Here is a 25,746-nt window from a genome sequence, read left to right as displayed (position 1 = left end):
ACCGCCGTGTAGGTGCCACGGTCCATGGAGCGAGTCGCGCCAGCGCAGCGAGCGTGGACGCGCAGGGTTCGCACGCCTGCATCGGTACGTCGGCGTGCAGCGGTAAGCCCGGCAGTGCCCCCGCGATTGGCAGCCACCGGCCCTGCAGGACCGCGCCATCGCGCTCGAGCATTAACCTGCACGGAGCGGCGCGCGCGCCGAGTGCGGCGGACGCACACGGCGTGTTGTACCGTTGCCATCCGCGTTCAGCCCTCGATGTCGCGCGACCGCGCAGGGCCTTGCCTTTCTTCTCCAGCAGACTTCGACCGATGACCTCTTCCGCTACGCCCCCTGCCGCCGCCGATGCCGCGCCGCACGGCGCCGCCGCCGTGTTCCGCGTGGTCACCGGCAACTTCCTCGAGATGTACGACTTCATGGTCTATGGCTTCTATGCCACGGCCATCGGCCATGCGTTCTTTCCCTCGCACAACGCGTTCGCCTCGCTGATGCTGTCGCTGGCCACCTTCGGCGCCGGCTTCCTGATGCGGCCGATCGGCGCGCTGGTGCTGGGCGGCTACATCGACCGGCACGGGCGTCGCAAGGGGCTGATCCTGACCCTGGGGCTGATGTCGGCCGGCGTGCTGCTGATCGCCTTCGTCCCCGGCTACGGCACCATCGGCGTGCTGGCGCCTGTGCTGGTGCTGATTGGCCGCCTGCTGCAGGGCTTCTCCGCCGGTGCCGAACTGGGTGGCGTGTCGGTGTACCTGGCCGAAATCGCCACGCCGGGACGGCGCGGTTTCTACGTGGCCTGGCAGTCGGCCAGCCAGCAGGTAGCGGTGGTGTTCGCCGCCGCGCTCGGCGTGGCCCTGCATGCATTGCTGTCCGACAGCGTGATGGACAGCTGGGGCTGGCGCGTGCCGTTCGCCATCGGCAGCCTGATCGTGCCGCTGATCTTCCTGATCCGCCGCTCGCTGCAGGAAACCCCCGAGTTCGCCGCGCGCAAGGCGCCGGACCTGGCCGGCATCGCACGCTCGCTGCGTGCCAATGTCGGGCTGATCCTGGCCGGCGTGGGCATGGTGATGATGACCACCGTGTCGTTCTACCTGATCACCGCCTACATGCCGACCTACGGCCGCGCCGAACTGCATCTGAGCGAACTGGACAGCCTGGTGGTGACCGGCTGCATCGGCCTGTCCAACTTCGTGTGGCTGCCGGTGATGGGCGCGCTGAGCGACCGCATCGGTCGCAAACCGCTGCTGGTGGTCGCCAGCGTGGCCATGCTGCTGACGGTGTGGCCGGCGCTGCAGTGGCTGGTCGACGCGCCCTCGTTCGGTCGGCTGCTGCTGATCGGCGAGTGGCTGTCGCTGCTGTACGGCGCCTACAACGGCGCGATGGTGGTGGCGCTGACCGAGGTGATGCCGGCGGAGGTCCGCACCACCGGCTTCTCGCTGGCCTACAGCCTGGCCACCGCGACGATGGGCGGCTTCACCCCGGCAGTGTCCACCTGGCTGATCCACGCCACCCACAGCCGCGCCGCGCCGGCGCTGTGGCTGTCATTGGCGGCGCTGATCGGCCTGGCCTGCACCTTGCTGCTGTTCCGTCGCCAGCGCGGCGCCGACACGTTCCACGCCGCCTGAGCGCGGCACTGCGTGGAGGAGGGCAGGGCGGCTGCAGTCTGCCGCGCTCTGCCTGGGCAACGCGCCCCGGTATGCGTCCGGCGCTGGTCTAGCTCAGATCCAGTGCGGCAGTCAGATCGCCCGGCACCACGCCGCTGGCGGCGTGCATGGCGCGTTCGCGTTCGACCAGGCCCGGCAACGGCTCCAGGCCGAAGCGGCGGGTGATGAAGCGCAGGATCGAGCCGGTGTCGTAGACGCTGTGGTCGACATGGCCGCGCTTGGCGTGCGGCGACACCACCAGCGCCGGGATACGCGAGCCCGGTCCCCAGCGGTCGGCCTTGGGCGGCGCCACGTGATCCCACCAGCCGCCGTTCTCGTCGAAGGTGATGAACACGACGGTCTTTTCCCACAGCGGGCTGTTGCGCAGCGCGTCCACCACCATCGCGATGTGGCGATCGCCGGCGGCCACGTCGGAATAGCCGGCGTGCATGTTGAGGTTGCCCTGCGGCTTGTAGAACGTCACCGGCGGCAGCGTGCCGGCCTGCACGTCGGCGAGGAAGCGGTTCTCCGGGGCACTGTCGCCCAGGCCGCCGTCGCGCAGGTGCCGCGCCCGTGCCGGCGTGCCCGGGGCGAGGTTGGCGAAGTAGTTGAACGGCTGGTGGTGGATCTGGAAGTTGGGGCTGGTCGGGAACTCGCTGGTGTCGCCCGTGTCGCCCTTGCCCTGCACCGCCAGCGCCCAGCCGCCGGCGTACCAGGCCCAGTCCACGCCCTTGGCGTCGAGCGCGTCGCCGATGTGGCGGTGGGTCTGCGGCGGCAGCGTGTTGGGGCTGTTGGGGTCGGCGTAGTCCGGGCGCGCCGGGTCCTGGCTGGTGCTGGGCTGGAACGGCGGGCTCAGCGTGTTGATCGCCCAGAAGTCCGGGGTCAGCGCGCCGTTGCGCACGAAGCGCGGCCGGCCGTTGAGCGCGCTGCCCGGCGAATCGTCCTGCACCGCCAGGCGGATCTCGTCGGGACGGTCGCTGGCCAGCACGCTGATCTGCGTCCGCCCCGGGCTGCTGTCGGCCTTGGGATAGTACGGCGCCTGCGCGGCGACCAAGTACTGATGGTTGAGGAACGAGCCGCCGAACGCGCCCATGAAGAAGTTGTCGCACAGCGTGTAGTCGCGGGCCAGGCTCCACAGCCGCAGCGTGGCCGGCGCATCGGCGTAGTGGCCCATCACCAGGCCGCCGGCGTCGCTCCACGCGGCGAAGCCGTCGTTGCGGCCGCCGTTGATCTGCATCTGGTTCTCGTAGAAGCGATGCACCAGGTCGCGGGTCACGATGCCGTGCGGCAGCAGTTGGCCGTCGGGCGTGCGCAGCGCGAACGGCGCATTGGGCAGCGGCCCGATCGCGTCCTCGCCGATCTTGTAGCGGCGGTGCGCCACCACCTGTTCGTCCGGTGCCAGCCCGCCCCAGATCGGCGGCAGGATGTCGAGCACGCTGCCGTCGCGGTCCACCTGCCGCGCCTGCGCCGGCGTCACCTTGGACAGCGGCTGTTGCAGCCCCGGGAACTCGGGGAACAGGTTGTTGAAGCTGCGGTTTTCGGCGTAGATCACCACCACGTGTTCGATCTTCTGCCGCAGTTGCCGATCCAGCTCCATCGGCGACAGCGCACGCGCTGGCGCGCGCTTGGCGGTCTCGGCGTGGACCTCGGCGGGACCACCGATCGCGAGCGCGCTGCCGGCCAACGCCAGGCCACCGAGCAGGCGCCGGCGTTGCGGGTTTTCGGGGGTGGTGTCGGTGTCGGCGGGCGTGGTGGACGCAGGATCCTGGGGCGGCTTCTTCACGGGGTCATCGGGCGAGGGAAAGGCACCCGCCAGTGTGGGCCGCGTGAATGACAAGTCAAAGCCAGCTCGTCCCAGCGCCAGACTCGCGTTCAGCGGCCGTATCGCAGAGCGCGCTTCCCGGGTTATGGATGACGCTGCGGCAGGTGGCGCCCGGAGCTACCCTCAGCGGCAGGCGCGCACGCTGCCGAATGCCTGCTCGCACAGCGCCACATAGATGCCCGAGCCGTCGCGCGCTGCCGCGCCGCTGGCGATGGCGGCATTCAGCGCCGGGCCGAGCCGCGCCTCGCCCAGACGCGCAGCCAGCTCGGTCAATTGCGCCTGGAACCGGTGCTGCATGTCGGCGATCTGCTGGGCATCGTGCCCGAGCCAGGCGTAGCCCTTGTCGTTGTACGCGGCGGCACCGTGCAAGGTGTCGGCCAGGTCGCGCTGCGGGTCCTGCGGAGCGGTGGGCATCGTGGGTTGGGGGAGAGATATGCGGCAGCGCCGGTCAGGCAGGCTTCCCGGCATCTTCGGCGCCCTCGGCATCGCCCAGCGCATGTTGCACGTACAGGCGCTTGACCAGCACGTAGACCACCACGGTGAGCGGCGCCGCCAGCACCACGCCCATCGGCCCGAACAGCACGCCGATGCCGAACAGCGAGAACAGCAGCAGCGCCGGCGGCAGGTCCACCGCACGCGCCTGGATCAGCGGCTGCAGCACGTGGCCTTCGAGTTGCTGCAGCACCACGAACAGCAGCAGCGCGCCCAGCGCCACCTGCGGGCTGACGGTGAAACCCAGCAGGATCGCCGGGACCGCGGCCACGATCGGGCCGACGATGGGGATGAAGTCCAGCAGCGCGGTCAACAGGCCGATGCCCAGCGCCACCGGCACGCCCAGCAGCCACAGGCCGATGCCGGTCAGGGTGCCGATCACCGCCATCGCCAGCAACTGGCCCGTCAGCCACGCACGCAGCGCCTGGCCGCTGGCGGTCAGCGCCTCGTCGGCGACGCCGCGGCGGTCGCGCGGCAGCAGGTGCAGCAGGCCCTGCCGATACAGCTTCGGCTGCGCGGCCAGATACAGCCCGCCGACCATCATCAGCACCGCGTCGGTGACACCGCCGCCGGCCGACAGCACGATGGCGCCGGCGTGCGTGGCCAGGGTCGAGGCGCCGTCGCGCAACTGATCGGGGATGCGCTCGATCTGCGGCCCCAGCGGGCCGGACTGTAGCCAGGCATGGAACTTGTTCCAGGCCGCGGGCAAGGTAGCGCGGAAGGTGTCGATCTGCGCGGCGACCTCGGCGCCGAACAGCAATACGATCGCCGACAGCGCCAGCACCAGCACCAGGATCACCAGCGCCAGCGCCGCCCACTCCGGCAGCGGCAACCACTTGCGCAGCAGCGTGGCCAGCCCGTGCAGGAGCACGCCCACCACCACCGCGCCGAACACGATCAGCAGCAGCTCCGACAACTGCCAGGCCAGCAGCGCCAGTGCGCCCAGCGCCATGACGACCAGGACCCGCGCCGTGAAGGGACGCAGGGGCGAGGGGGAACTCGGGAGGGAGGCATTCATCGGCGGCGCAGATCCCGATCAGGACAATGAGCGCGGACAGTAGTGATAGCGCAGTGCAGGGCGAGCGAAGATCGAGTGCCGGCCGTCGGCCGCACCCACCCACCGGTCGGCGGCCATGGGCGATGCCGGCGGGCGCCAGCATGTGGGGCGGCTTCGACGCTCGTTGGTCGGGCGCCCAGCGGTAACTGCCGGCGCTACTGCCCTGCGGGCGGTTGCCAGAGTTCCACCTTGTTGCCTTCCGGGTCGATGACCCAGGCGAATGCGCCGTATTCGGATTCGTCGATGCGCTCCAGCACGTGGCAGCCTTCCTCGCGCAGCGCCGCGACCAGGGCGTGCAGATCGTGCACCCGGTAATTGATCATGAAGGGGGCCGTGCCGGGCGAGAAGTGCGGCTCCTGTGCCGCCGCGCCGATGGACCAGACGGTGGAGCCGGTCACCGGCGCGCCGCTGTCGTCGTTCCAGGCGAAGGCGGTGCCGCCCCAGGCCTGCACGTCGATGCCGAGATGCCGCTGATACCAGGCCTGCAGTGCGGCCGGATCCTGTGCCTTGAAGAAGATGCCGCCAATCCCGGTGACGCGCTTCATGGAGCCTCCGCTGATCCGATGGTGGGCTGGCCGGGCAGCGGTTCGTAGCCGTCGCCGCGGCCGCTCAGCCAGCGCAGTCTACGCTTGCCGGCCCCGGCCAGGTACGCGGCGGCGGCCAGCAGCAGCGGATGCCGCAGGTCCGCATCCGTCATCGTCCTGGCGCGTCCTTCCACTTCGATGCTCAGGAAATGCGCCTGCTCCGCCTCGTCGTCGTAGCTGCGTGCCAGCAGCCGGTCGCGGCCGTCGCTGAAGTGGTAGAGGGTGTAGGCGTAGTAGTAGCCGTCTTCGTCGTCGGGCTCGCTGGCGTCTACGTGGTGGCTGATGTCGACGTGCATGTGGGCTCGGTGTGGACCGCCGTGTTCGTCAGGCCGTACTCGAGACCACGTGGCCTGTCCCGGCGTTGCCGTTCGCCCAGAGCGTGAAATCAGTGCCTGCCGGGAAACATGCAATTGCCTCAGACATCAACAACTGTACCGCTGCCCGGAACGTATCGCCGGGCGACGGGCTGCCGGTGAAGGTGAGGCGGGCGGACCATTGTTGCTGATCGATGCAGAGAATGGCGCACCACTGGCCGGGGACGAGCGCAATCGCCTTGCTTCCTGGCTGCGCAGGATGCAGATGCAGGTCGGCCAGGAAGTGATACGGCAGGCCTGCATCAGGCATATGTCCGGTCACGGCTTGCCCCAGCGCTCCTCGACATTGAACAGCACCTCGCAATCGCAGAAGCCGCCGTGCGCACCGAGCCAGGGGATGACCGACTCCGGCGCGACACCGTGGGACGCGAGGAACTGCGTGGTGAGCCGCAAGGAATGATCGCAGCCATCGGCGAGCGCGTCGTTCAAGTGATCGAACAAGGCCCAGAGTGTTTCCTTGGGAAGGGGAAGCGCGGCCTCTTCAGATGTGCGCTGCTCGGACTCCACCTTCCTGCGGAGCGCTTTGCGACCTTGGGCTTTCGGGTCTTCTGTCATTGTCGCTGTCGCTGGTAGAAAACAATGCTGCGGCGGAAGTAGCGGGGAAGTACGGCGCGCGCCGGACGATCAGTTGTCCTTGATCCAGGCCTTGATCGCCAGGTTGACCCGCTGGCGGGTCTCGGCATCCGCCTTGCGAACCAGATACGGCGACCGATTGCCCAATACCCCCGGCGCGGTCGACTGCACGCGCTCGGCGAGCTGCGCGATGAAATCACGTCCAAGGGCGCGGAACTGCGCAATTTCCTGGGCAGTCAGTGCCATGGTCCACTCGTAACCGACGGGGCCTTGGCTGCAGTTGACGTCGAGCAGCAGGGTGTCGCCGTCGCGCAGGAGGAACCAGGCATGAGGCGCGTGATCCACTACCTGCATAGCACGTTCCTTCGACGCGCGAGAACAATGCTTCGCGTCCATGTTGCATGCATGACGTAACAGCTCCTGTCGCTTACGTCGACGGCTTGTTCTTGCTGTACACGATCTTCTTGCGTCCTGCCTCGCAACTGCCAATGACCTTGCGATCCTTGACATCGGCGTTGTCGACGGCGTCCAGCGTGTAGTTCTTGACGCCGTGGGCATCGAGTTTCGCGGTGAGCTCTGCCTTCAACTCATCGCAGTTCTTGCCGGCAAGCGCCGGCGACGATACGAGGGCAAGCAATAGGAAGGCGATTGCGTATTTCATGATGGGGCCGATGGTTGAGGAAAGGGATCTTTCGGAGTCAGCAAAAAGAGGTGCCGGATTGACGGTGAAACCGAACACTTGCCTGCAGAGAGCGCTAAGTGAGACCTGCATGTATGCGTCGAGTGTAGCAACTTGCCGATTGCGGCAATCGCCACGGGCCGTCGCACTCTTCTTGCGGTCCGCCATGCCAGACGCGGCAGGCGACGTGCTGACGAGGGTGCGCGAGCCGTACTGCATCGCGTTCAAGGGTCGGCCCAGACGCCCGAGTCGTACATCAGCCGCATGGTGTAGTTGAGCTGCAGGGTCTGGTTAGGGCCGCAGGCGATCTGCGTGATCTTGTCCGACGCTCCAGGTCCGGAGACGGAAATGGACGAGGCGGATCGGAGTGGATCGAACAGGCTGTACCGGTAGCCGCCGTTGCTGAACTCGATCGATGCATTGCCGTTCAGGAACGAGGTGTAGGTGAAAAGCCCAGTCGGCGGCTTCTTGTCGGCGGGATACTGCATCACCAGTTTGCCACCGTCCGACGCCCTGTACTGCAGGTAGCCCGAGGTCCGGTTGACCACCTTCGAGGAACATAGAGAGAACACGCGTTTGCGCGTTTGGCACGTCCACAAGGTGAGTTCTTCCTTGGTGCAGAGCGGGCTGTGTTGGTACTCGCTCTCGGACTCCTTCAGTGTCGATTGGGTGATGGATGGCACCGGCTCAGACGCCGGTGCTGCGAGCGGCAGACTCGCCAAGGTCGCTGTCATTGCGATGCACGCTAGGGTCTTCTTCATTCTAGTGCCAATCCTGTTGGGGAGGATCGTGTCAGAGAGATTTCTGTGCGGGTACCGATGGTGTCGCCTTTGACACGAATGTAAGGCTAATGCGGATGATGGCTCCTCACCAGGAGCGTCCGAGCGTGTTTTTCCAGCCTGTCGCGGTCTCTCAAGTAGATCGTAGGGGCATGGGTGATCGCAACGGTCGCCGCAGCCTGCATTGGTGAGAGCTGGCTGAGCGGCTTGCCGAACTCCCGATGGGAAAAGCTGCTCAGTCCATGATCTTGGCCGTTGTAAGAAAGGGTGGCGTAAATGCCGTACATTTGCGACTTGTCGAAATGCATTGGCAACAGCAGGCTCCAAAGCGCGTTGCGCACGCGCGACTGACGTTGCGCAAAATCCGGGTAGACGAGGGACGTCACCAGGCGAGCCGCATGCGGGGAGGGCGACCCCACATTCGCATCAATCAGCCTGCGGATCGCTTCGGGAGGAGAGGCATCTTCTGGACTGGCCTGGGCGAGCAGATCACGAATTCGGGCCAGATGTGGGCGGACAGCGAGTGCATCGTAAGCGACCAATGCGACAAGCGTTGCCAGGAGGAGCAGTGCCGTTCCTCTTCCAACGAATTTGATGATCTTGACCATGAGCGTCAGCCAGCCCTCGGGTGACTTTGGCAGGTGAAGTCGTGCGCTGCAGGCGACTACAGCATCCGGTGTTGATCGGCCGCGTGCCGAAACACCCAGCCGACGAGCAAGCCGAGGCCTGTGGAAGCGAGTAGCTGCAGCCATTCCAAAGCGAAAAACATGGCCGGTTCATCAGTCATGTCTGGCGGCAATAGCGCTGCGACCACATCCGCGAAGACGGCGTACATGGCCAGGATGAGGCAGGCATGCGCGAGGCGGTGTTGCGCCACCCGTCGCGTCATATGTGCGAACAGCGCGGCGCAGAGCAGGAACGAGAGGAGGTTCCAGGCATTGATCCATCCAAGAGGGTCAAAGAACCCGCTGGCAATGCCAGTGCCGCACTGGATAAGGAACAGTAGCGCGGTGTAGGCAAGGATCGCTTTCCAGTTCATGGGGCATCTGCGAGGTGCGTGGTGGACGTGGAGTTCAACGACTGTCCGCCGCAGCGCGCTGGACGATCACTCGTATATTTTTCCTAGGTACAGAAAGACTGCTAGATCTGTCCAGCTTGGCTCAGATGTATTGCCCCAGTCATCTTGCGCCTCAGCTCCCGCCAGTGCGCAATCGAGAAAGGAAGAGATTGCTCCGTTCTGCCAGCCATTAGCTCCGCCCAATTGGTACCGCTTGGGGTCAGCCCTTTCAAGCTGCTCAGCATTCTCACGATCAGTGATTAGTGCATGAACAAAGCGGACAAAGCTTTCTCTGTCTTTTACCGAGTCTGGATCAAGTGGATCGTTTTTCATATGAAGAGCCTTATGCCTGAATTAAGCCAAGCCCCGAAGCGGTCTAGCTCGAATGATTGTTAGACACCAGTGGTGCGCAGAGTGCTGGCTGGCAAGAAACTATCTAGGATGTTAGCCCGTCACAGCCAACGGTGCGGTAAACTTTGCATCAACTGTTCGGAGTTCTTTTCCGGTGCTGAACCAGGCCCGGCGTCCAAACCCGATGGGTCCGAGCCAAGCAGATCCTCAAAGAGCATGGCCGCGTCATCTGGTTTGATCCCTGGATCAGCCATTTTATAGAGCGTGTCGAACACGGCCTCATAAGATGCCATGCGATAGAGGAGGGACAGGTCGCGCCTCGATGCTCCCAAAGAAATCAGCCGTTCCAGGGCTGGCCCGGCGTCCCCGAATGGACCGTCAGGCTGCTTCCGCGATGCGTCAATTGCATTGTCGATCCAGACTTCCTGCATCGGCGAATTGATGATGTCACTCCACAGTAGACCTAGGAACTCTTCGCGGCTCGGGCGCTCTTCAGAATCATCCATGTTGTAGTGGTCTCGTATGCCTGTGATTGAGTTTTGTATCTAACACCTGAGTTAATCCCCTCCGCGAAGTGGCGTCGGATTGAATGGATTATTAGGTGGCCGGATTTATTTTCCGAACAGCTCGTGGGCGATATCAACGATCACCCCTGCATGAACTCCAATCAGGTGTTTTGATTCCGGGTCGCGCGCAATGACTATACCAGCGAGCATGCAATCGATCTGTGTATTAGGGGCAAAGTCGTGCGTGACGAAAACCGGACCACCACTAATACCCTGTGGACATGGCGCGATCACTTCTTTTAAGTTTCCTCGGTAAGTTTTTTTAAGATTTATCTCTATAGCAAAATGGAAGCTTGGATCGTAGTCACAGTGGTGACGGGCGGCGATGTTCTTTGCTTTACCAAAATAGCCGTATGGGCGACTCGACAGTTCTTTGCCCTTTCTGCGATTCTTTGTTTCAGGAAATCCACAAGCAGCCAAATAGTGAGTGCTTGTAGTCGGGCTGGCCATCACTGCGCTTAGGGGAATTGGTGCAGATACAATTTGGCCTGGATCATGAGTCTCTGGCACGAATACAGATATGTCTAACAGCTTGCCATTGGGTAGCGGAAGAATCGCCGTTTGAAGTCGATTGAGCTGGTCAATCTTGCCGCCGACAAAAGCGTAAAGCACGTTGTCTTCGTCGCATGGATTAGCGTTGTCCTTCTCCAGCACATGCTTAGCTGTGACCAGTACGATCTGATGTCCAAGATCAATTCCTGTAAGAGTCCCCGCGTGGTAGGGGCGGCCGTCGCAGTCTGCCTTGTAGCACGCGACATAACTTCTGGAGAACTTCGCGGCGTTAATCGAGATTTGTTCCGAAAGCTTGCGAGTTTGCACGGACAGCCGCCTAACGCCTGAATTAAGCCGCGCCGCGAAGCGGCGTCGGCTTGAATGAAATGTTATGCCCCAAGTGGCAGCAGGACTTGGAGCAGTGGTGCTCCCGCTGCGCTGATGAGGGTGCCGACTACTGCGAGTGCCAAGCCAAGCTCTTGTGCAAACGAATCACTTAGATCCTCCACTTCTTGCCACATGGCTTGTACGTTGAACTGATTGCGGTTGATCACAAGTGGATCATTGGGAGCATTGAGGTCGCGAGCGCCTTTGCGAAAGAGCTTCCGTAGGCCGAGCAACGCTCCAAGCAGGGCAACGATGCCGCCGCTACGCTCAAAGTAAGTCCAGTCTCCCTTCATTAATGACAGCCAGGCAAAGAACGCAATGGCCACAGCGGAGATTGCCACATAGCGCCACGCCTTGATGCGCTTGTAGTGGGCCCAGCGAGAAACTTTTGGTGGTTGGTCTTGGGGCATAACTACTATTGGACCGCCGAAAAGCGGTGATGTCCCAAGTATCCACCAACGCCAGACGTCTGCAAAGAGGGAAATTCCTACTTCGCATCAATGACTTGCCGGGTGGTGATCGCGGCTCCGGATGTCAATGCTGGCTGCGTTATCGACGTTCGAGCTGGCGTATGAGTTACACCCATGACGATGAAGGCGTAACGGCACATCTACCGCCTGTCACACGCTGCGTCATTCCTTCGCCACGCATGTGCTCGAGGCCGGTCACTATGTCCGCACGGTGCAGGAACTGCTGGGCCACAAGGATGGGGCCACGACGCAGATCTATACGCATGTGCTGGGTCGTGGGGCATATGCGGCGCGCAGTCCTCTGGATGGGCTGGTCGCCGGCGACGAGGATGCCAGCATCAAGAGAAGCAACCCAACGGTGGTCGTTCGTGGTCGCGCGTCGGGACTGAGGTCCCTCCCACAGTGCAGTGCGGGGACGCCCCTGAAGACCGCCGAGTTCCACGGTCTTCAGGCAATACCTCACCCATCCAACATCGCCTTGTTCCGCACCGCACCCTTGTCGGCACTGGTCGCCAGCAGCGCGTACGCCTTCAGTGCGGTGGTGACCTTGCGCGGGCGATGTTCCACCGGCTTCCAGCCTTGCGCGTCCTGTGCAGCGCGGCGGGCGGCCAGTTCGGCGTCGTCGACCAGCAGGTTGATGCTGCGGTTGGGGATGTCGATCAGGATCTTGTCGCCGTCGCGGACCAGGCCGATGGCGCCGCCCGCCGCTGCTTCGGGCGAGGCATGGCCGATCGACAGGCCGGAGGTGCCGCCGGAGAAGCGGCCGTCGGTGAGCAGGGCGCATTGCTTGCCCAGGCCCTTGGACTTCAGGTACGAGGTGGGGTACAGCATTTCCTGCATGCCCGGGCCGCCCTTGGGGCCTTCGTAGCGGATCACCACGACGTCGCCGGCCTTCACTTCATCGGCGAGGATGCCCTTGACCGCGGCGTCCTGGCTCTCGAACACCTTGGCGTTGCCCTCGAAGACGTGGATGGATTCGTCCACGCCCGCGGTCTTCACCACGCAGCCGTCCACGGCGATGTTGCCGTACAGCACCGCCAGGCCGCCTTCCTGCGAGTAGGCGTGGGCGACGTCGCGGATGCAGCCGGTGGCGCGGTCGGCGTCCAGGCTCGGCCAGCGCGTGGCCTGGCTGAAGGCGACCTGGGTGGGAATGCCGGCTGGCCCGGCCTGGTAGAAGGTCTGCACCGCGGGGTCTTCGCTCTGGGTGATGTCCCACTGTGCGATGGCCTCGGCCAGGCTGCGGCTGTGCACGGTGGCCTGGTCGGTATGCAGCAGGCCGCCGCGCGCCAGTTCGCCGAGGATGGCGACGATGCCGCCGGCGCGATGTACGTCCTCGATGTGGTACTTCTGCGTGTTCGGCGCCACCTTGCACAGCTGCGGCACGCGCTTGGACAGGCGGTCGATGTCGCGCAGGGTGAACGGCACTTCGGCCTCCTGCGCGGCGGCGAGCAGGTGCAGGATGGTGTTGGTGGAACCGCCCATCGCGATGTCCAGGGTCATCGCATTCTCGAACGCTTCGAAGGTGGCGATGCCACGCGGCAGCGCGCGCGGGTCTTCGGCGCCGTACCAGCGGTGGCACAGTTCCACCGCGGTGCGGCCGGCCTTCAGGAACAGTTGTTCGCGGTCGGCGTGGGTGGCGACCACGGTGCCGTTGCCGGGCAGGGCCAGGCCCAGCGCTTCGGTCAGGCAGTTCATCGAGTTGGCGGTGAACATGCCCGAGCAGGAGCCGCAGGTGGGGCAGGCGCTGCGCTCGAATGCGGCGACCTTTTCGTCGGAGGCGGTGGGATCGGCGGCGATCACCATCGCGTCGATCAGGTCCAGGTTGTGGTCGGCGAGCTTGGTCTTGCCGGCTTCCATCGGCCCGCCGGAGACGAACACGGTGGGGATGTTGAGGCGCAGTGCGGCCATCAGCATGCCGGGGGTGATCTTGTCGCAGTTGGAGATGCACACCAGGGCGTCGGCGCAGTGCGCGTTGACCATGTACTCCACCGAGTCGGCGATGATCTCGCGGCTGGGCAGCGAGTACAGCATGCCGTCGTGGCCCATGGCGATGCCGTCGTCCACGGCGATGGTGTCGAACTCCTTGGCCACGCCGCCCACGCGCTCGATCTCGCGCGCGACCAGCTGGCCGAGATCCTTCAGGTGCACGTGGCCGGGCACGAACTGGGTGAAGGAGTTGGCGATGGCGATGATCGGCTTGTGGAAGTCGGCGTCCTGCATGCCGGTGGCGCGCCACAGCGCGCGGGCGCCGGCCATGTTGCGGCCGTGGGTCGAGGTCTTGGAGCGATAGTCGGGCATGGGAGCAGCAAACGAGCGGGCGGGGAGGCTGGCGATGGTGGCGCGATCGGATCGTTGCTGCTGCAACCGTCCTGGCGCCCACCGGTGGGCCGACCACGTTAGCACGCACGCTGGCGCCGCCATACGCCGGCCGGGAGTGCGAAGCGGGTCGCAGACCCGCCTGCCTGTGCTTGGCAGACTGCGGAGGCCGGTGCGTCAGGGGGCGTAGGCCCGGCTCGCCCATCCTGACCACAGGAGGTGTCCATGCTCCGGCATGTGCGTTCGTCTTCCGCTGTTTCCTCCCCCACCCCGTCCCTCGCCTCCACCCCGGCCGATCCGGGCCGCCGCAGCGTGCTGCGCGCCGGTGTCGGCATCGCCGCCGGTGCCGCGCTGTGGGGCCTCGGCGGCCAGGCCCGCGCTGCGGGCACGCTGCCGTTCGCCGGCCTCAACCTGTCCGGGCTGGCGTCCAACAATTTCGTGGACAACGCCGTCATCGACCGGCACTACCGCGACATCCGCGACCAGCACATCGCCGCCGCCGGCGCCTGCCCGCTGTTCCGCCTGCCCACCACCGCCGCACGCTTCAGCACCGGCCAGGGCATACCGCTCAACGCCACGTATTGCGACCAGGTCGAGCAGGTGCTGAATCGGCTCGCGCAGCGCGGCAAGGTGGCGATCCTGGAATTGCACGACTACATGCGCCTGCCGATCAAGGTCGCGAGCAAGTCCGGTTACCGGCGCGATAGTTCCGGTCAGTTGGTAGGGCCCGATGGGCGCGCGGTCACCGATCCCGCCGACCAGACGGTGTGGGACGGCACCTACCGCAAGGGCAATTTCCTGTACCTGGGCTATTTCGATCCTGCCGACAGCCTGCTCAAGCTCTACGAGTACCGCGTGATCGGCACGCCGGGCTGCACGCTGTACAACGCCGCCGGCCTGCCGGACCTGTGGAGCCGCATCGTGCAGCGCTTCCGCTCGCATCCGGCGATCTTCGGCTGGGGCCTGATGAACGAGCCCTACCAGGGACCGGAGCTCAACGCCGACGGCAGCAAGCTGGTGATGGCCGACCACTGGCTGCGCACCGCCACCGCCACCGCGGCGCGCATCTTCGATTTCGACCGGTCGCATTACGTGTTCGTCTGCGGCAACGAATACGCTAGCGCCCGCCGGTGGAAAGAGGTGTCCAACAACCTGGACACGATCCCCGATCCGTACGATCGCATCGTCTACGAGGCCCACAATTACCTTGATAACGAGGGCCGCGGAGGCGGTGCCTGGGCCAATCCCAATGAATCCGTTGCGCCGGACACCGGCATCGAGATGGTCACGCCCTTCATCGACTGGCTGGCACATAGGGGCAAGCGCGGCTTCCTCGGCGAGCACGGCTATCCGGCGGGCAACGCCAGTGCGGAATTGGCGACCAAGCGCATGCTCGCGCACCTGCAGGCCAACAACATCCCCAGCACGCAATGGTGCTTCGGGCCCGGCTGGCCGGACAACGACGTGCTGGGCATGAGTCGCGACGTCGGCATGGATATCCAGGTGAAGTCCAACATCGCCGCGGTGCAGCCGTACTTCGACGCGCGCCTGTCCAGCTACGTGCCGCCGCCGCCGACGAGCTGACGCGTCGCGACCGCGTCCGCCGTGACGTCCAACCGCCGGCCGCGGGTTTCCGCGGCCGGCGGAACCGGGCATCATCGTGGCTGGACTCAGGAAGACGTTGCCATGAAAAGGTCGAAGACGACCGCCTTGCTGCTGATGAGCGCGGCGCCGCTGCTGTTCACCGCCTGCGGCCGTGAGCCGGAAGCCAAGGCCCAGGAAGGCCTGTACACCTCGGTGGATGCCTGCGTGGCGCAGACCCACGACATCGCCACCTGCCGCGAAGCCTTCGCCCAGGCGCAGAAGCAGGCGGCCGAGCAGGGGCCCAAGTACGCCAGCCGCGAGCAGTGCGCGCAGGACTACTCGCAAGATCGCTGCGTGGAGCAGCGCGACAGCCACGGCCATTCCTTCATCGGGCCGATGATGACCGGCTTCTTCCTGTCGCAGATGCTCAACAACAACCGCGCCGCCGGGTTCAATGCTGCGCCCGCCTATCAGGACCGGCAGAACCAGTGGCAGCGGCCGGCGTCCTATTCCGGCGGTGCCGGTGCGGCCGCGGCCGGCAGCAGCCTGCGCGGCAACCAGACCATGACCCATATCGGCGCCACACCGAACCGGGCCGTTACCGTCAGCCGCGGCGGCTTCGGCGAATCCGGCGGTGGGCGCGGCTTCGGCAGCTGAGCACGGCTTTTTTCCTCTTCGCAAGAGACCCCGCATGAAACGCATCGCGATCGTCGAGCGCGGCGACTGGCGCGCCCAGGCCGCGGAGTACGGTTTCCGCTTCCACACCATCGACGGCGAACGCTACTGGGACGAACGCGCCTACTACGCGTTCAGCCTGCGCCAGATCGAGCGCGACCTGGAAGACCCCAGCGCCGAACTGCACGCGATGGCGATGGGCTTGCTCGACGACATTGTCGCCAGCGAGGCGCTGATGCAGCGGCTGGCGATTCCGCCGGCGTTCCGCGACTGGATCGCCGACAGCTGGCGGCGCCGCGAGCCGCATCTGTACGGGCGCCTGGACCTGGCCTACGACGGCCGCGGCCCGGCCAAGCTGTACGAACTGAACTACGACACGCCGACCTCGCTGTTCGAATCGGCGTTCTTCCAATGGCAATGGCTGGAGGACCAGCGCGCGCAGGGCCGCCTGCCGGACGACGCCGACCAGTTCAACTCCATCCACGAGGCCTTGCTGGAGCGCTTTGCCGCGCTCGCCGGCTGGCTGCCGCCGCCGCTGTACTTCGCCGCGGTGCGCGATTCGGAAGAGGATCAAGGCACGGTCGCCTACCTGCGCGACTGCGCCGCGCAGGCCGGCGTCGCTGGCGAAATGATCGCGATCGAGGACATCGGCCTGTCCAGCGACGGCCGCTACACCGATCTGGACGACACGGTGATCGGCGCGCTGTTCAAGCTGTATCCGCTGGAGGACATGTTCGCCGAGCGCTTCGGCCAGGCGCTGCCGGGATCGGGCCTGCGCCTGCTGGAGCCGCCGTGGAAGGCGCTGCTCAGCAACAAGGGCATCCTCCCGCTGCTGTGGGAGCGCCATCGCGGCCATCCCAACCTGTTGCCGGCCACGTTCGACGATGGCAGCGCGTTGCCGCCGGGTTGGGTGCGCAAGCCGCTGCATTCGCGCGAGGGCGCCAACATCGTGCTGCACCTGGATGACGGGCGTGTGCTGGAGAGCGATGGCCCCTATGCCGGGCCTTACATCCGCCAGCAGGCGCATCCGTTGCCGGCGTTCGAGGGCCGCTACCCGATGGTCGGCAGCTGGATCGTCGGCGACCGCGCCTGCGGCATCGGCATCCGCGAGGACGACGGCCCGATCACCCGCGACAGCGCGCGGTTCCTGCCGCACGCCATCGTCGAGGACGCGCAGCCGGGTGTGCTGTATGCCTGAGTCTGTGTCGCGCGCCGATGCGGTGTCGCCTGACGCGCCGCGTCGGCATCGCAACGACGGCACGCCTTTGGCCGCCTATGCGGACCAGGTGGCGGTGCGCTGCCATCGCTGCGGTGCGCCTGGCTGGGTGCTCGCGCAATGGGAGCCTTACCGGTGGCAGGCGCGCTTTCGTTGCGGCCAGTGCGCTGCGGGGCTGGACAGCGACGCCGACGATTGGGTGGGCGCGGTGCAGCTGGAAGGTCATCGCGCTTGCGGCCATTGTGGGCACAAGTGGGTGCGGGTGCGTGCGACGTCGACCGGTGCAACCGCAGCGCCCGCGACCTTGCCCGGGCGTTGCGCGCATTGCGGGAAAAGCAGCGCGGTGGCGGTCACCACGTATCGCGTGCGCGATGGATCGCCCTGCGATCCGCATTTCGGCATGCCGCTGGTGCTGGTTGCGCCGACCCGCGCCGGGGTGCTGTGGGCCTACAACCCGCGTCATCTGCAGGAGTTGCAGGACTACGTGGCGGCGACGCTGCGCGAACGCCGCGGCCTGTTCGGTCGCTCGATGGTGGCGCGGTTGCCGGCGTGGATGAAGCTGGCGCGGCACCGCCCACTGATGCTGCGGACGCTGCAGCGCCTGCAGCAGGCCTGCGCGCAGTTGCCGTCGTTGCCTGCGGCAAAGTGAGCGGTGGCGGAATGCCGGATGCTGTAGCTGTCGCCGTGCGAGCGCAGGGTGTGGACCTGATCGACTCGACGCGGTTGACACGCGTTGCGGAAGCGATGATGCGGTGTTGGCGGGGATGCTGGACTGCCGGAGGGGACGCAGCCAGCGTCAGCACGCCGAGGCGTGAAGCACGGCTGACGTGCCCGGCGTTGCGCATCGGGAGAAACGATGCGCCAGTGGGGCATTGGCCATGAACAATCAGACCAAAAATGCCGTCGTCCTGCAGATCGCCGACGTGGTCGGCCCGCTGCTCGAGCCTCAGGGCTTCGTGCGCCGGCGGCATCGGTTCGAAGCGGCCGATAGGGGTAGCAACATCCGTGGTTATGAGATTTCTCTGTCCAGGAGCAAGGCGCATCTTGCGTTGCACCTGCGATTGACGCTGCTGGAACGCAGGTACGAAGAGGTGTTGTCCAAGAGCAGATCGAAGAACGAAGTGGCCTTGTTCTTCAAGCATCTGACCATGCACTGACGCGCGTGCAGCGCAGCCCGGCATGCGCGTTTCTGGCATGTTGCGGTTGCTGCGCGTTGCCGCCATGGGAGCGGCTTCGGCCGCGACGCACGATGGCGTGAACGTCGGTCGTCTTCGGACGCTGTCGGGACTGAAGGTGTCTCTAATAACGCGCGTTGCCGCGGCGCAGCCGGACACGTCGTTATCCTCGTAGGAGCGGCTTCAGCCGCGACGGGCATTCCCGGTAGCGCTTGTCGCGGCTGAAGCCGCTCCTACAACGGGACTCTGTGGTTATTCGAGGTCCCCTGAAGTCCCTCCCACAGTGCACCCATTACGCCAGCCTCGTTCTCGTCAGGAGCGGCTGGGGCGATGCAGCCGCCATGTGCTGGCCATACCGCGGGCGGCATGCCACCGCACTGCATCGACAGCGTCGCGCTACAGCAAGCCGTCGCGCTTCACCGCCAGGTAGCGCTCGATCAGCGCGGCGGGCAGTTCCTCGCCGGTGACGTCGAGCACCATCACGCCGTGGCTGCGCAGTGCGTCGTGCGCGGCGCTGCGCTGCTGCAGGTAGCGCGCCACTGCACCGGCCTGCACGGCCTGCGGCAGCTCGTGGACGTCCTCGGCCAGCGCCTGGTCCAGTTCGCGCTCGCGCAGGCTGGCCACGCAGACCAGGTGGCGGCGCTGCAGCAGGCGCACCGCGGCCAGCAGGTCCTCGATGTCCTCGTCGCGCACGTTGCTGACCAGCATCACCAGCGCGCGGCGGCGCTGGCGCAGCGACAGTTCGGTGGCCGCGGCCAGGTAGTCGGTGGCCACCGGCTGCGGCTGCAGGTCGTAGCTGGCGCGCAGCAGCACGTCGACCGTGGCCATGCCGCGCTGCGGCGCCACCCAGCGCGCGTCGCCGCCGCTGGCCATCATGCCCACCGCATCGCCCTGGCGCAGCGCCAGGTACGACACCACCAGCGCGGCGTTGAGCACGTGGTCGAAATGCGACAGGCCGCGTTCGCTGGCCAGCATCCGCCGCCCGGTGTCGATCAGCATCAGCAGCTGCTGGTTCTTCTCGTCCTGGTACTCGCGCGAGATCAGCTTGCGCGCGCGCGAGGTGGCCTTCCAGTCGATCTGGCGCAGGCTGTCGCCGATCCGGTACTCGCGCATCTGGTGGAAGTCGGTGCCTTCGCCACGGCGACGCTTCAGGTGCGCACCGACCAGGCGCGAGGCCTGTTCGGCGCTGAACAGGGCGAAGCGGGTCAGCGGCGCGAAGTTCGGATACACGCGCACGGTCTGCGCCGGCCCGGCCAGGCGTTGTTGCCACCACAGGCGCCAGGGCGCATGCAGGCGCAGGTGCGTGCCGTCGAACACGAAGCGGCCGCGCGCGGTCGGGCGCAGCTGGTAGCGCACCTGGGTCTGGTGCGCGGCGGGCAGGGTCAGCCGCTGCGGCAGGCCCTGCAACTCCCAGCCGCTGGGCACTAGGTCGAACAGGTCCACGCGCTGGCGTTTTGCGCTGTCCAGATACAGCACCACCTCGCGCTGCACACTCAGCGGCAACGCCTCGGGCAGCTCACGGCGCAGCTGCGGCGTCGGCCGCCGCCACAGCCGCCACGCATCGAACGCCGCGACCAGCGCGATGGCCGCCGCGACCGCCTGCCAGCTCCACAGCGGCAGCCAGCCCAGCGCCACGGCCAGGCCGTACAGCGCCCACAGCGCAAGCAAGGCCAGCAGGGGCGGGGCGGGTCTCATGGCTTGGGGGCCGGGAGTGGGGAATGGGGAATGGGGAATCGGAAAAGCGGCAGGGCTGCAGCGCGACGCATCACGGCGTTCGTCAGTTCATTGCAATCGGGAATTGCCGGAAACGCCAGGAATCCCGGCTTTTTCCATTCCCCATTCCCCATTCCCGACTCCCGGCTCATTTCCTGGGCGCCTCCACCTTGGCCAGCAACGCGCCGAGAGCGTCGTCGGCGCTCTGGCCTTCGATCTGCAGTTCCGGGGCCAGGGCGATGCGGTGGCGCAGGGCGGGCTTGGCCACGTCGCGGATGTCGTCGGGAGTGACGAAGTCGCGGCCGGACAGCACTGCCTGCGCGCGCGCCGCGCGGACCAGGGCGATGCTGCCGCGCGGGCCGGCGCCTAGGGCGATGCCGGGCCAGCGGCGGGTGGCGGCGACGATGCGCACGGCGTAGTCGATGACCTGCGGGTCGACCGCGATGGCAGCGGTGCCGGCCTGCATCGCCACCACGTCCTCGGCGCCGAGCACGCGCGGCACCTGCGACAGGTCGAAGTCGCCGGCGCTGCGGCCGCTGGTGACCGCGGTGACCATGCGCGCCTCGTCCTCCAGTTGCGGGTAGTCGATCAGGATCTTCAGCAGGAAGCGGTCCAGCTGCGCTTCCGGCAGTGGGTAGGTGCCTTCCTGCTCGACCGGGTTCTGCGTGGCCAGGGCCAGGAACGGCGGCGCCAGCGGGAACGGCTTGCCTTCGATGGTGACCTGGCCTTCCTGCATCACTTCCAGCAGCGCCGACTGGGTCTTGGCCGGGGCGCGGTTGATCTCGTCGGCCAGCAGCAGATGGGTGAACACCGGGCCGCGGCGGATCTTGAAGCTCTCGGTCTTGGGGTCGTACACGGCGTGGCCGCTGACGTCGCTGGGCATCAGGTCCGGGGTGAACTGCACACGTGCGTAGTTCAGTTCCAGCGCCTGCGCCAGGGCGCGCACCAGCAGGGTCTTGCCGAGGCCGGGCACGCCCTCGATCAGCACGTGGCCGCCGGCCAGCAGCGCGATCAGGATCTGGTCCAGCACCTCCGGCTGGCCGATGAAGGCGTGGCCGACCGCGGCGCGGATCGCCTCGGCGCGTTCGATCAGGGCAGGGCCGGCGAGCGGCGCGACGGCGTCGGAGGAGGCGGTGGTCATAACTGGTTTCTCATCTGGACGAGGAGGCGGATGCGCTCGCGCAAGGCGGCGGGTTGGTTGGGTGGCGGCGGCTGCAGCGCCTGTTCGACCTGCGCCACCGGCAGTTGCAGGCGTTCGGCGATGGCCGCGGCCTGGGCCGGGCCCTCCAGCGCGGCGGCGATCGGCGCGCGCCGGCGCAGCCGCGCCAGGAACGCCTCGCGCATCGCCGCATGCAACAGGTCGGCGCGGCCATAGCGCAGCAGATGTTCGCCGCTGGCGCGCACGTGTTCCAGCAGCGAGCGGCGGTCGGCCGGCGGTGCGGCAAGCAGCGGCCCGAAGCGCTGCATGCGCGACCACAGCCAGGCCAGCAGGATCAGCAGCGCGGGCAGCCAGGCCGGCCAGCCACGGGTGAACAGGGTGCGCCACAGCGACGGCAGTTCGGCCGAATAGATCAGGTGGATGGTGCCCTGGCCGTAGTTGGGGCCCAGCACCTGACGGGTCAGCAGGCGGTTGCCGGCTTCGCGCAGCCCGCCCTTGCGCAGGATCGGGTCGTTCTCCATCGGCGAGCCATCGAACATCGCGCCGATCCGGTTGTCCTGGTTCTCGAGGAAGTCCAGCTCCGACAGCACGTCCACGTTGCCGTCGCCGTAGGGAACGCGCGCAAACACGAAGTCGTCGTCCTCGCCGCTCCACCAGTTGTCGGGCGTGTCCGGATCGATGTGGAAGCGGCGGCCGTCGCAGAACACTTTCTGCGGCGGTGCGCCCGGCACCGCCATCATCAGGCAGTTGTCCGGGCTGCGCGCCTCGACGGTGATATCCAGCGCGTCCAGGATCGGTACGTCGCCGCGCTTGACCTCCGCGGTAGGCGTGCGTAGCACCAGGTGTCCGCCATGCTCCACCCAGTCCAGCAAGGCGTCGCCGTCGGCCTTGCCGAGCATGCGCGGATCGCCGTACAGCACCACGCTGTCGTGCGGGCGCAGGCGCATCGCCGCCAGGTCCAGGCGTTGCCGCGACTCGGCGCGTACGCCGTCGGCGCGCAGGGTCTGGCGCAGCGCGTACAGCGGGTTGTAGGCGGCCTCGCCGCGCGGCGGCAGCACGATCACCCGCTCGGCGCGTTCGTAGCGGCCGAAGAACCAGGCCGCGGCGACGCTGACCAGCAGCAGGCCGACCAGGAAGATCAGCGCATTGCGCGTGCCGCTGTTCATGCCTGCCACCGGAACTGCCGCTGCAGGTCGTCGACCAGCGCGTCGAAGGCGCCGTCCTCGGGCAGCCGGCCGGCGTAGGCGGCGTGCTGCCAGACCCGCACCATGCGGGCGAACAGGCTGCGGTCAGTGTCGTCGGGCAGGCGTTGCGCGGCGCGCAGGCACTGCGCCTCGGTGGCGCTGGGCGGCAGCACCAGGTCGGCGCGCTCGCACAGCGTCGCCACGCTGGCCCGGTACAGCAGCGCCAGCGCATCGCGGTGGCGCCCCTCGCGCCAGGCGCGTCGTGCCACCGTCGCCACGTCGTCGGGCAGCGGTTGCGGCGCCAGCACCGGGGTGTGCTCCGGCGCCGCCGCGACCGGTGCTCGCTGCCGTCCGCCGCCGCCGCGCATCCACGGCAGCCAGTGCCTGGCGGTGAGCAGCAGCACCAGCACCAGGATCCCCGCCAGCACCCACATGCCCCACTTGCCGACGAAGGCGATGGCCTGGGCGGCGGCCTTGATCCATTGGCCGAACGCGGTGAGGTCCTGCTTCTTGTCGTCCGGCTTGGGCGGTTCGTCGGGATTGCGCTTCTTCCAGTAGCCGATGGTGCGCTTGGCGGTCAGCAGGGGGTCGTCGTAGGCGCGGTCGGCGGCGCGGGCGAAACGCGCATCGGCGGCGGGAACGGTGTCGAACACCTCGTCCAGCGGGACCGGGCGCGCGCCGTGGTGCTGGCTGTCGGTGGCGTGCGCGGTGGCCTTGCTGTCGGTGTCTGCGTCCTGGTCGGCGTCGGTCTCGTCAGCGCCATCGTGCTTGTCGTCGGCGGGGGCAGCGTGCACCGCCGTGTCGGTGGCCGGTTGCGCACGCAGCGCCGCCATCGGTGCGGCGAGCAGGGCCACGCACAGCATCGCCAGCGGCGCAGAAGTGCGCAGGCGCGCGGCCATCCGCCGCAGCGCCATCTCCACGTCCCAGGCTTCGAGCTGGGTGCGCCGGTTGAGATACAGGCCGAAGCCGGCGCCGACAAAGAACGGTTCGATCAGGGTCATCGCCAGCCAGGCGATGGCGTTGAAGCCGATGTCGGCCCACACCGGCGTCTGCTGGCCGATCAGCGACCAGGCCGCGCGTGCGGTTTCCGGCAGCAGGTCGATGGGCACGAACAGGAAGATGGTGGCGATGCAGGCCAGGCTGAGCATGCCTTCGAACGTGGCGAAGACGCTGGCCATCAGCAGTGCATGGCCGTAGATGGCGCCGCCCAGGGTGCGGCGGCGCTCGCGCTGCTGGTCGGCGCTTGCGCCTTCCAGCAGCTCCAGCGGCATGAACACGCTGCGCGCCGGACTCAGCCGGCGCCAGGTCAGGTAGCCGATCAGGGTGCGCCAGCCCCAGCCGCCCTGCGCGCGCACGGTGTCGCGCACGCGCGGCACGTCGCCGAACACCGCACGCGAGATCACGAACAGCGGAATCCGGTCCAGCACCGGCTTCAGCCACCACAGCAGCAGCGGCGCCAGCCACAGCTGGTCGATCGCCCAGGCACCGAGATTGAGCGCGGCGAACAGCGGCAGGGTGACCAGCAGCCACGGCTTCCAGATCGCCCCGGCGTGGCGGCGGACCAGGGCGCTGCCCAGTTCCATCGCTTCCCAGGCCGAGCGTGCGCGCAGCACCACGTCCAGGCGCTCAATCCGCATCGATGGCCTCCGCGCGGCCGCGCCCGCCGCGCCACAGCCACGCCAGCACCAGCGTCCACAGCACCGCGGATACGCTGTACTTGATCCACGCCGGCACGGTCGCGATGGACGACCAGAACGCCTCGATGAAGGCGGCCACCAGCAGCATCGCCGCCACCCCCAGGCACAGCCGGGCGCCGATCTTGCCGCCTTCCACCAGCGCGTCGATGCGCCGCCGCCGCCCCGGCGCCAGCACCTTCAGGCCGAGCTGCAGGCCGGCGCCGCCGGCGATCACGATCGCGGTCAGTTCGAACGGCGCATGCCCGGCGACGAAGCGCCAGAAGGTGACGCCGTAGCCGATCTGGTGCAGGTGCCCGGCCACCGCGCCGATGGTGATGCCGTTGAACAGCAGCACCAGCACCGTGCCCAGTCCGGCCAACAGGCCGCTGGCGAAGGTGCGCAGGCCGATGCTGATGTTGTTCATGATGTAGTGGCCGAACATCTGCCAGTCGGTGCCGCTGTCGCGGCCGAGCTTCTGCGCGCTGGCGGCCGGGTCGTACATGCGCTCGATCTGGCTGACCTGCATCGGGTCCATCAGCCCGTGGATCAGTTCCGGGCGGAACTGCAGCAGCACGAAGATGGTCACCAGCGGCACCACGAACAGCGCGGTGGCCGCGGCCATGTAGCCGGCCTGGCTGCGCACCAGCTGCGGGAATTCGGCGAACAGGAACTCCGCCGCGCGTCGCCAGCGCGGACGCGGCGCTCGGTACAGGACGGTGTGGCCCTGCTGCATCAGGTGCTGCAGGCGTGCGGTGACCTGCGGACTGTAGCCGCGCTTGCAGGCCAGCGCCTGCTGCTGGCACAGGCGCCGGTAGCGCGCCGGCATGTCCTCGTCGGCGAGCGGCGGCGGTTGGTGCGCGTTCGGTGGCGTGACCGCATCCGTGGCGTCGGTTGCGGTGGATTTGGCCGCCGGCTTGCGCCCGTTGCCGCTGCCGCTGCGCTGCAGCCAGGCCTCGAATGCCTGCCACTCGTGCTGATGGCGGAGGACGAACTGTTCCTGTTTCATCGGCGGCCCAGCAGCCAGTTGGCCATCGCGTACAGGCGCAGCACCCCGGCCTGGCCCGGCGTGTCGGTCAGCGGCTGCGCCAGCGCGGCCAGTTCCAGTTGCCGCTCCGGGGTGAGTCGCGGCGCGCGCTCGGCGAAGGCGATCAGCGCCGTCTGTTCGGCCGGCAGCAGCGGCCGCGGCGGCGCGAGCGCACTGGCGATCGGCGGCAGCGCCTCGTCCGCGCGCGGCGGCTGGTGCACCACCAGCGTGCCTGCGACCAGGTCGCCCAGGCGCCGCGAATGGGCGTCGAACAGGCAGGCGATCAGGCCAACCGCGTAGCCGAACGGCAGCATGTCCACGGTGCGCAGCAGGTTGCGGGTGATCGCCGCCATCCACCCCACCGGCGCGCCGTCGCGCGCCACCACGCGCAGGCCCAGCGCCTGCTTGCCGAGGGTCTGGCCACGCCAGCCCTCCAGCACGATCGGGTAGCCCCAGAACACCAGGAACATCGCCACCAGGTACAGGCCCTGGCCGAGGCCGCCGAGCAGGCCGAGAAACATGCCCATGGCGGTGAGCAGGGCGAAGCGCAGCGCCAGGTCGATCAGCCAGGCCAGCGCGCGCGGCACCGCGCCGGCGGCCGGCAGGTGCAGCGCCACGCCCTCGGGCGTGATGACCTCGCGGTAGGTATCGAGCATGCGTGTCACCGCCGCCGCGCGGCGCGGCGGACAAGGGCGCCTGCGATGTGG

General features: G+C 67.2%; 29 protein-coding genes and 1 pseudogene. 7 read left to right on the top strand and 23 right to left on the bottom strand.

Annotated features, from left to right (window positions below; all coding sequences use genetic code 11):
- Window positions 1-308: 308 nt before the first annotated feature.
- Entirely contained in the window at window positions 309-1,616 is a 1,308-nt protein-coding gene (locus GGR64_RS17340) for an MFS transporter (RefSeq protein ID WP_160964450.1), read from the top strand.
- 88 nt (window positions 1,617-1,704) lie between these two features.
- On the opposite strand, the gene acpA is transcribed toward GGR64_RS17340, so the two are convergent.
- From acpA to GGR64_RS17260, 16 genes are all read right to left on the bottom strand, one after another.
- Complete coding sequence (gene acpA / locus GGR64_RS17335; RefSeq protein ID WP_184647368.1) at window positions 1,705-3,417, bottom strand: acid phosphatase; 1,713 nt, start codon at window positions 3,415-3,417, stop codon at window positions 1,705-1,707.
- 162 nt (window positions 3,418-3,579) lie between these two features.
- Window positions 3,580-3,870 carry a hypothetical protein gene (locus GGR64_RS17330; protein ID WP_184647366.1) on the bottom strand — a complete coding sequence of 97 codons (291 nt, stop codon included), beginning with the start codon at window positions 3,868-3,870 and terminating at the stop codon, window positions 3,580-3,582.
- A gap of 34 nt (window positions 3,871-3,904) precedes the next feature.
- A complete protein-coding gene (locus tag GGR64_RS17325; protein WP_184450108.1) occupies window positions 3,905-4,900 on the bottom strand; it encodes an AI-2E family transporter in 996 nt (331 codons plus the stop codon).
- Window positions 4,901-5,160: 260 nt separating this feature from the next.
- On the bottom strand, window positions 5,161-5,550 hold the full coding sequence (locus tag GGR64_RS17320) for a VOC family protein (RefSeq protein WP_184449980.1): 390 nt from the start codon (window positions 5,548-5,550) through the stop codon (window positions 5,161-5,163).
- The gene (locus GGR64_RS17315; RefSeq protein WP_184647364.1) at window positions 5,547-5,885 is read right to left on the bottom strand and encodes a hypothetical protein; all 339 of its coding nucleotides are present in this window, start codon (window positions 5,883-5,885) and stop codon (window positions 5,547-5,549) included. The genes GGR64_RS17320 and GGR64_RS17315 overlap by 4 nt, the downstream gene beginning before the upstream one ends.
- A 28-nt stretch (window positions 5,886-5,913) precedes the next feature.
- Window positions 5,914-6,225 carry a hypothetical protein gene (locus GGR64_RS17310; protein WP_326520369.1) on the bottom strand — a complete coding sequence of 104 codons (312 nt, stop codon included), beginning with the start codon at window positions 6,223-6,225 and terminating at the stop codon, window positions 5,914-5,916.
- Window positions 6,222-6,518 (bottom strand): DUF2695 domain-containing protein, encoded by a 297-nt coding sequence (locus tag GGR64_RS20950; RefSeq protein WP_237475202.1) that lies wholly within the window; start codon window positions 6,516-6,518, stop codon window positions 6,222-6,224. The genes GGR64_RS17310 and GGR64_RS20950 overlap by 4 nt, the downstream gene beginning before the upstream one ends.
- Before the next feature lie 69 nt (window positions 6,519-6,587).
- Window positions 6,588-6,932, bottom strand: a complete 345-nt coding sequence (locus GGR64_RS17300; RefSeq protein ID WP_260303180.1) for a hypothetical protein — start codon at window positions 6,930-6,932, stop codon at window positions 6,588-6,590.
- 31 nt (window positions 6,933-6,963) lie between these two features.
- Window positions 6,964-7,434, bottom strand: coding sequence for a DUF1161 domain-containing protein (locus tag GGR64_RS20945; protein WP_255421809.1), 471 nt, complete (start codon window positions 7,432-7,434; stop codon window positions 6,964-6,966).
- Between the two features lie 5 nt (window positions 7,435-7,439).
- Entirely contained in the window at window positions 7,440-7,976 is a 537-nt protein-coding gene (locus tag GGR64_RS17290; RefSeq protein ID WP_260303178.1) for a hypothetical protein, read from the bottom strand.
- Window positions 7,977-8,062: 86 nt separating this feature from the next.
- A complete protein-coding gene (locus GGR64_RS17285) occupies window positions 8,063-8,602 on the bottom strand; it encodes a transglycosylase domain-containing protein (RefSeq protein WP_184449982.1) in 540 nt (179 codons plus the stop codon).
- Window positions 8,603-8,658: 56 nt separating this feature from the next.
- On the bottom strand, window positions 8,659-9,033 hold the full coding sequence (locus GGR64_RS17280; RefSeq protein WP_184449985.1) for a hypothetical protein: 375 nt from the start codon (window positions 9,031-9,033) through the stop codon (window positions 8,659-8,661).
- Window positions 9,034-9,099: 66 nt separating this feature from the next.
- Window positions 9,100-9,384, bottom strand: coding sequence for a hypothetical protein (locus GGR64_RS17275; RefSeq protein WP_184647363.1), 285 nt, complete (start codon window positions 9,382-9,384; stop codon window positions 9,100-9,102).
- A gap of 119 nt (window positions 9,385-9,503) precedes the next feature.
- Window positions 9,504-9,908, bottom strand: coding sequence for a hypothetical protein (locus GGR64_RS17270; RefSeq protein WP_184647361.1), 405 nt, complete (start codon window positions 9,906-9,908; stop codon window positions 9,504-9,506).
- 105 nt (window positions 9,909-10,013) lie between these two features.
- Window positions 10,014-10,787 carry a hypothetical protein gene (locus GGR64_RS17265; protein WP_184647359.1) on the bottom strand — a complete coding sequence of 258 codons (774 nt, stop codon included), beginning with the start codon at window positions 10,785-10,787 and terminating at the stop codon, window positions 10,014-10,016.
- 62 nt (window positions 10,788-10,849) lie between these two features.
- Window positions 10,850-11,257, bottom strand: a complete 408-nt coding sequence (locus tag GGR64_RS17260; protein ID WP_184647357.1) for a hypothetical protein — start codon at window positions 11,255-11,257, stop codon at window positions 10,850-10,852.
- A gap of 208 nt (window positions 11,258-11,465) precedes the next feature.
- Between GGR64_RS17260 and GGR64_RS21050 the strand changes: the two are divergent.
- Window positions 11,466-11,630 (top strand): annotated as a pseudogene (locus tag GGR64_RS21050) (tyrosine-type recombinase/integrase); the annotation flags it as partial.
- Between the two features lie 146 nt (window positions 11,631-11,776).
- Here GGR64_RS21050 and ilvD read toward each other — a convergent pair.
- A complete protein-coding gene (ilvD, locus tag GGR64_RS17250; RefSeq protein WP_184647355.1) occupies window positions 11,777-13,615 on the bottom strand; it encodes a dihydroxy-acid dehydratase in 1,839 nt (612 codons plus the stop codon).
- A gap of 330 nt (window positions 13,616-13,945) precedes the next feature.
- Between ilvD and GGR64_RS17245 the strand changes: the two genes are divergently transcribed.
- The 5 genes from GGR64_RS17245 (at window position 13,946) to GGR64_RS17225 (ending at window position 18,265) form a co-directional block, all read left to right on the top strand.
- Complete coding sequence (locus GGR64_RS17245; protein WP_184647481.1) at window positions 13,946-15,217, top strand: cellulase family glycosylhydrolase; 1,272 nt, start codon at window positions 13,946-13,948, stop codon at window positions 15,215-15,217.
- Between the two features lie 102 nt (window positions 15,218-15,319).
- Window positions 15,320-15,874, top strand: coding sequence for a DUF1190 domain-containing protein (locus GGR64_RS17240; RefSeq protein WP_184449995.1), 555 nt, complete (start codon window positions 15,320-15,322; stop codon window positions 15,872-15,874).
- Between the two features lie 34 nt (window positions 15,875-15,908).
- Window positions 15,909-17,090 (top strand): glutathionylspermidine synthase family protein, encoded by a 1,182-nt coding sequence (locus tag GGR64_RS17235; RefSeq protein ID WP_184647353.1) that lies wholly within the window; start codon window positions 15,909-15,911, stop codon window positions 17,088-17,090.
- Between the two features lie 361 nt (window positions 17,091-17,451).
- Window positions 17,452-17,757, top strand: a complete 306-nt coding sequence (locus GGR64_RS21045; protein WP_326520368.1) for a hypothetical protein — start codon at window positions 17,452-17,454, stop codon at window positions 17,755-17,757.
- A gap of 229 nt (window positions 17,758-17,986) precedes the next feature.
- The gene (locus GGR64_RS17225) at window positions 17,987-18,265 is read left to right on the top strand and encodes a hypothetical protein (protein WP_184647351.1); all 279 of its coding nucleotides are present in this window, start codon (window positions 17,987-17,989) and stop codon (window positions 18,263-18,265) included.
- Window positions 18,266-18,679: 414 nt separating this feature from the next.
- Here the strand turns inward: GGR64_RS17225 and GGR64_RS17220 are convergent, their stop codons facing one another.
- From GGR64_RS17220 to GGR64_RS17195, 6 genes are all read right to left on the bottom strand, one after another.
- Window positions 18,680-19,978, bottom strand: a complete 1,299-nt coding sequence (locus tag GGR64_RS17220; RefSeq protein ID WP_184647349.1) for a DUF58 domain-containing protein — start codon at window positions 19,976-19,978, stop codon at window positions 18,680-18,682.
- Window positions 19,979-20,144: 166 nt separating this feature from the next.
- Window positions 20,145-21,137, bottom strand: a complete 993-nt coding sequence (locus GGR64_RS17215) for a MoxR family ATPase (protein ID WP_184647347.1) — start codon at window positions 21,135-21,137, stop codon at window positions 20,145-20,147.
- Entirely contained in the window at window positions 21,134-22,321 is a 1,188-nt protein-coding gene (locus GGR64_RS17210; protein WP_184647346.1) for a DUF4350 domain-containing protein, read from the bottom strand. Before GGR64_RS17210 ends, GGR64_RS17215 begins: the two co-directional genes overlap by 4 nt.
- Entirely contained in the window at window positions 22,318-23,976 is a 1,659-nt protein-coding gene (locus GGR64_RS17205; protein WP_184647344.1) for a DUF4129 domain-containing protein, read from the bottom strand. Before GGR64_RS17205 ends, GGR64_RS17210 begins: the two co-directional genes overlap by 4 nt.
- Complete coding sequence (locus GGR64_RS17200) at window positions 23,966-25,021, bottom strand: stage II sporulation protein M (RefSeq protein WP_184647342.1); 1,056 nt, start codon at window positions 25,019-25,021, stop codon at window positions 23,966-23,968. The genes GGR64_RS17205 and GGR64_RS17200 overlap by 11 nt, the downstream gene beginning before the upstream one ends.
- The gene (locus GGR64_RS17195; RefSeq protein WP_184450007.1) at window positions 25,018-25,695 is read right to left on the bottom strand and encodes an RDD family protein; all 678 of its coding nucleotides are present in this window, start codon (window positions 25,693-25,695) and stop codon (window positions 25,018-25,020) included. Before GGR64_RS17195 ends, GGR64_RS17200 begins: the two co-directional genes overlap by 4 nt.
- Window positions 25,696-25,746: the final 51 nt, after the last annotated feature.

The organism is Xanthomonas sp. 3307, assembly GCF_014199735.1.
Lineage (GTDB): Bacteria > Pseudomonadota > Gammaproteobacteria > Xanthomonadales > Xanthomonadaceae > Xanthomonas_A > Xanthomonas_A rydalmerensis.
The sequence above is the reverse complement of the archived record's forward strand: the minus strand, read 5'-3'. Positions and strand labels throughout refer to the sequence as shown.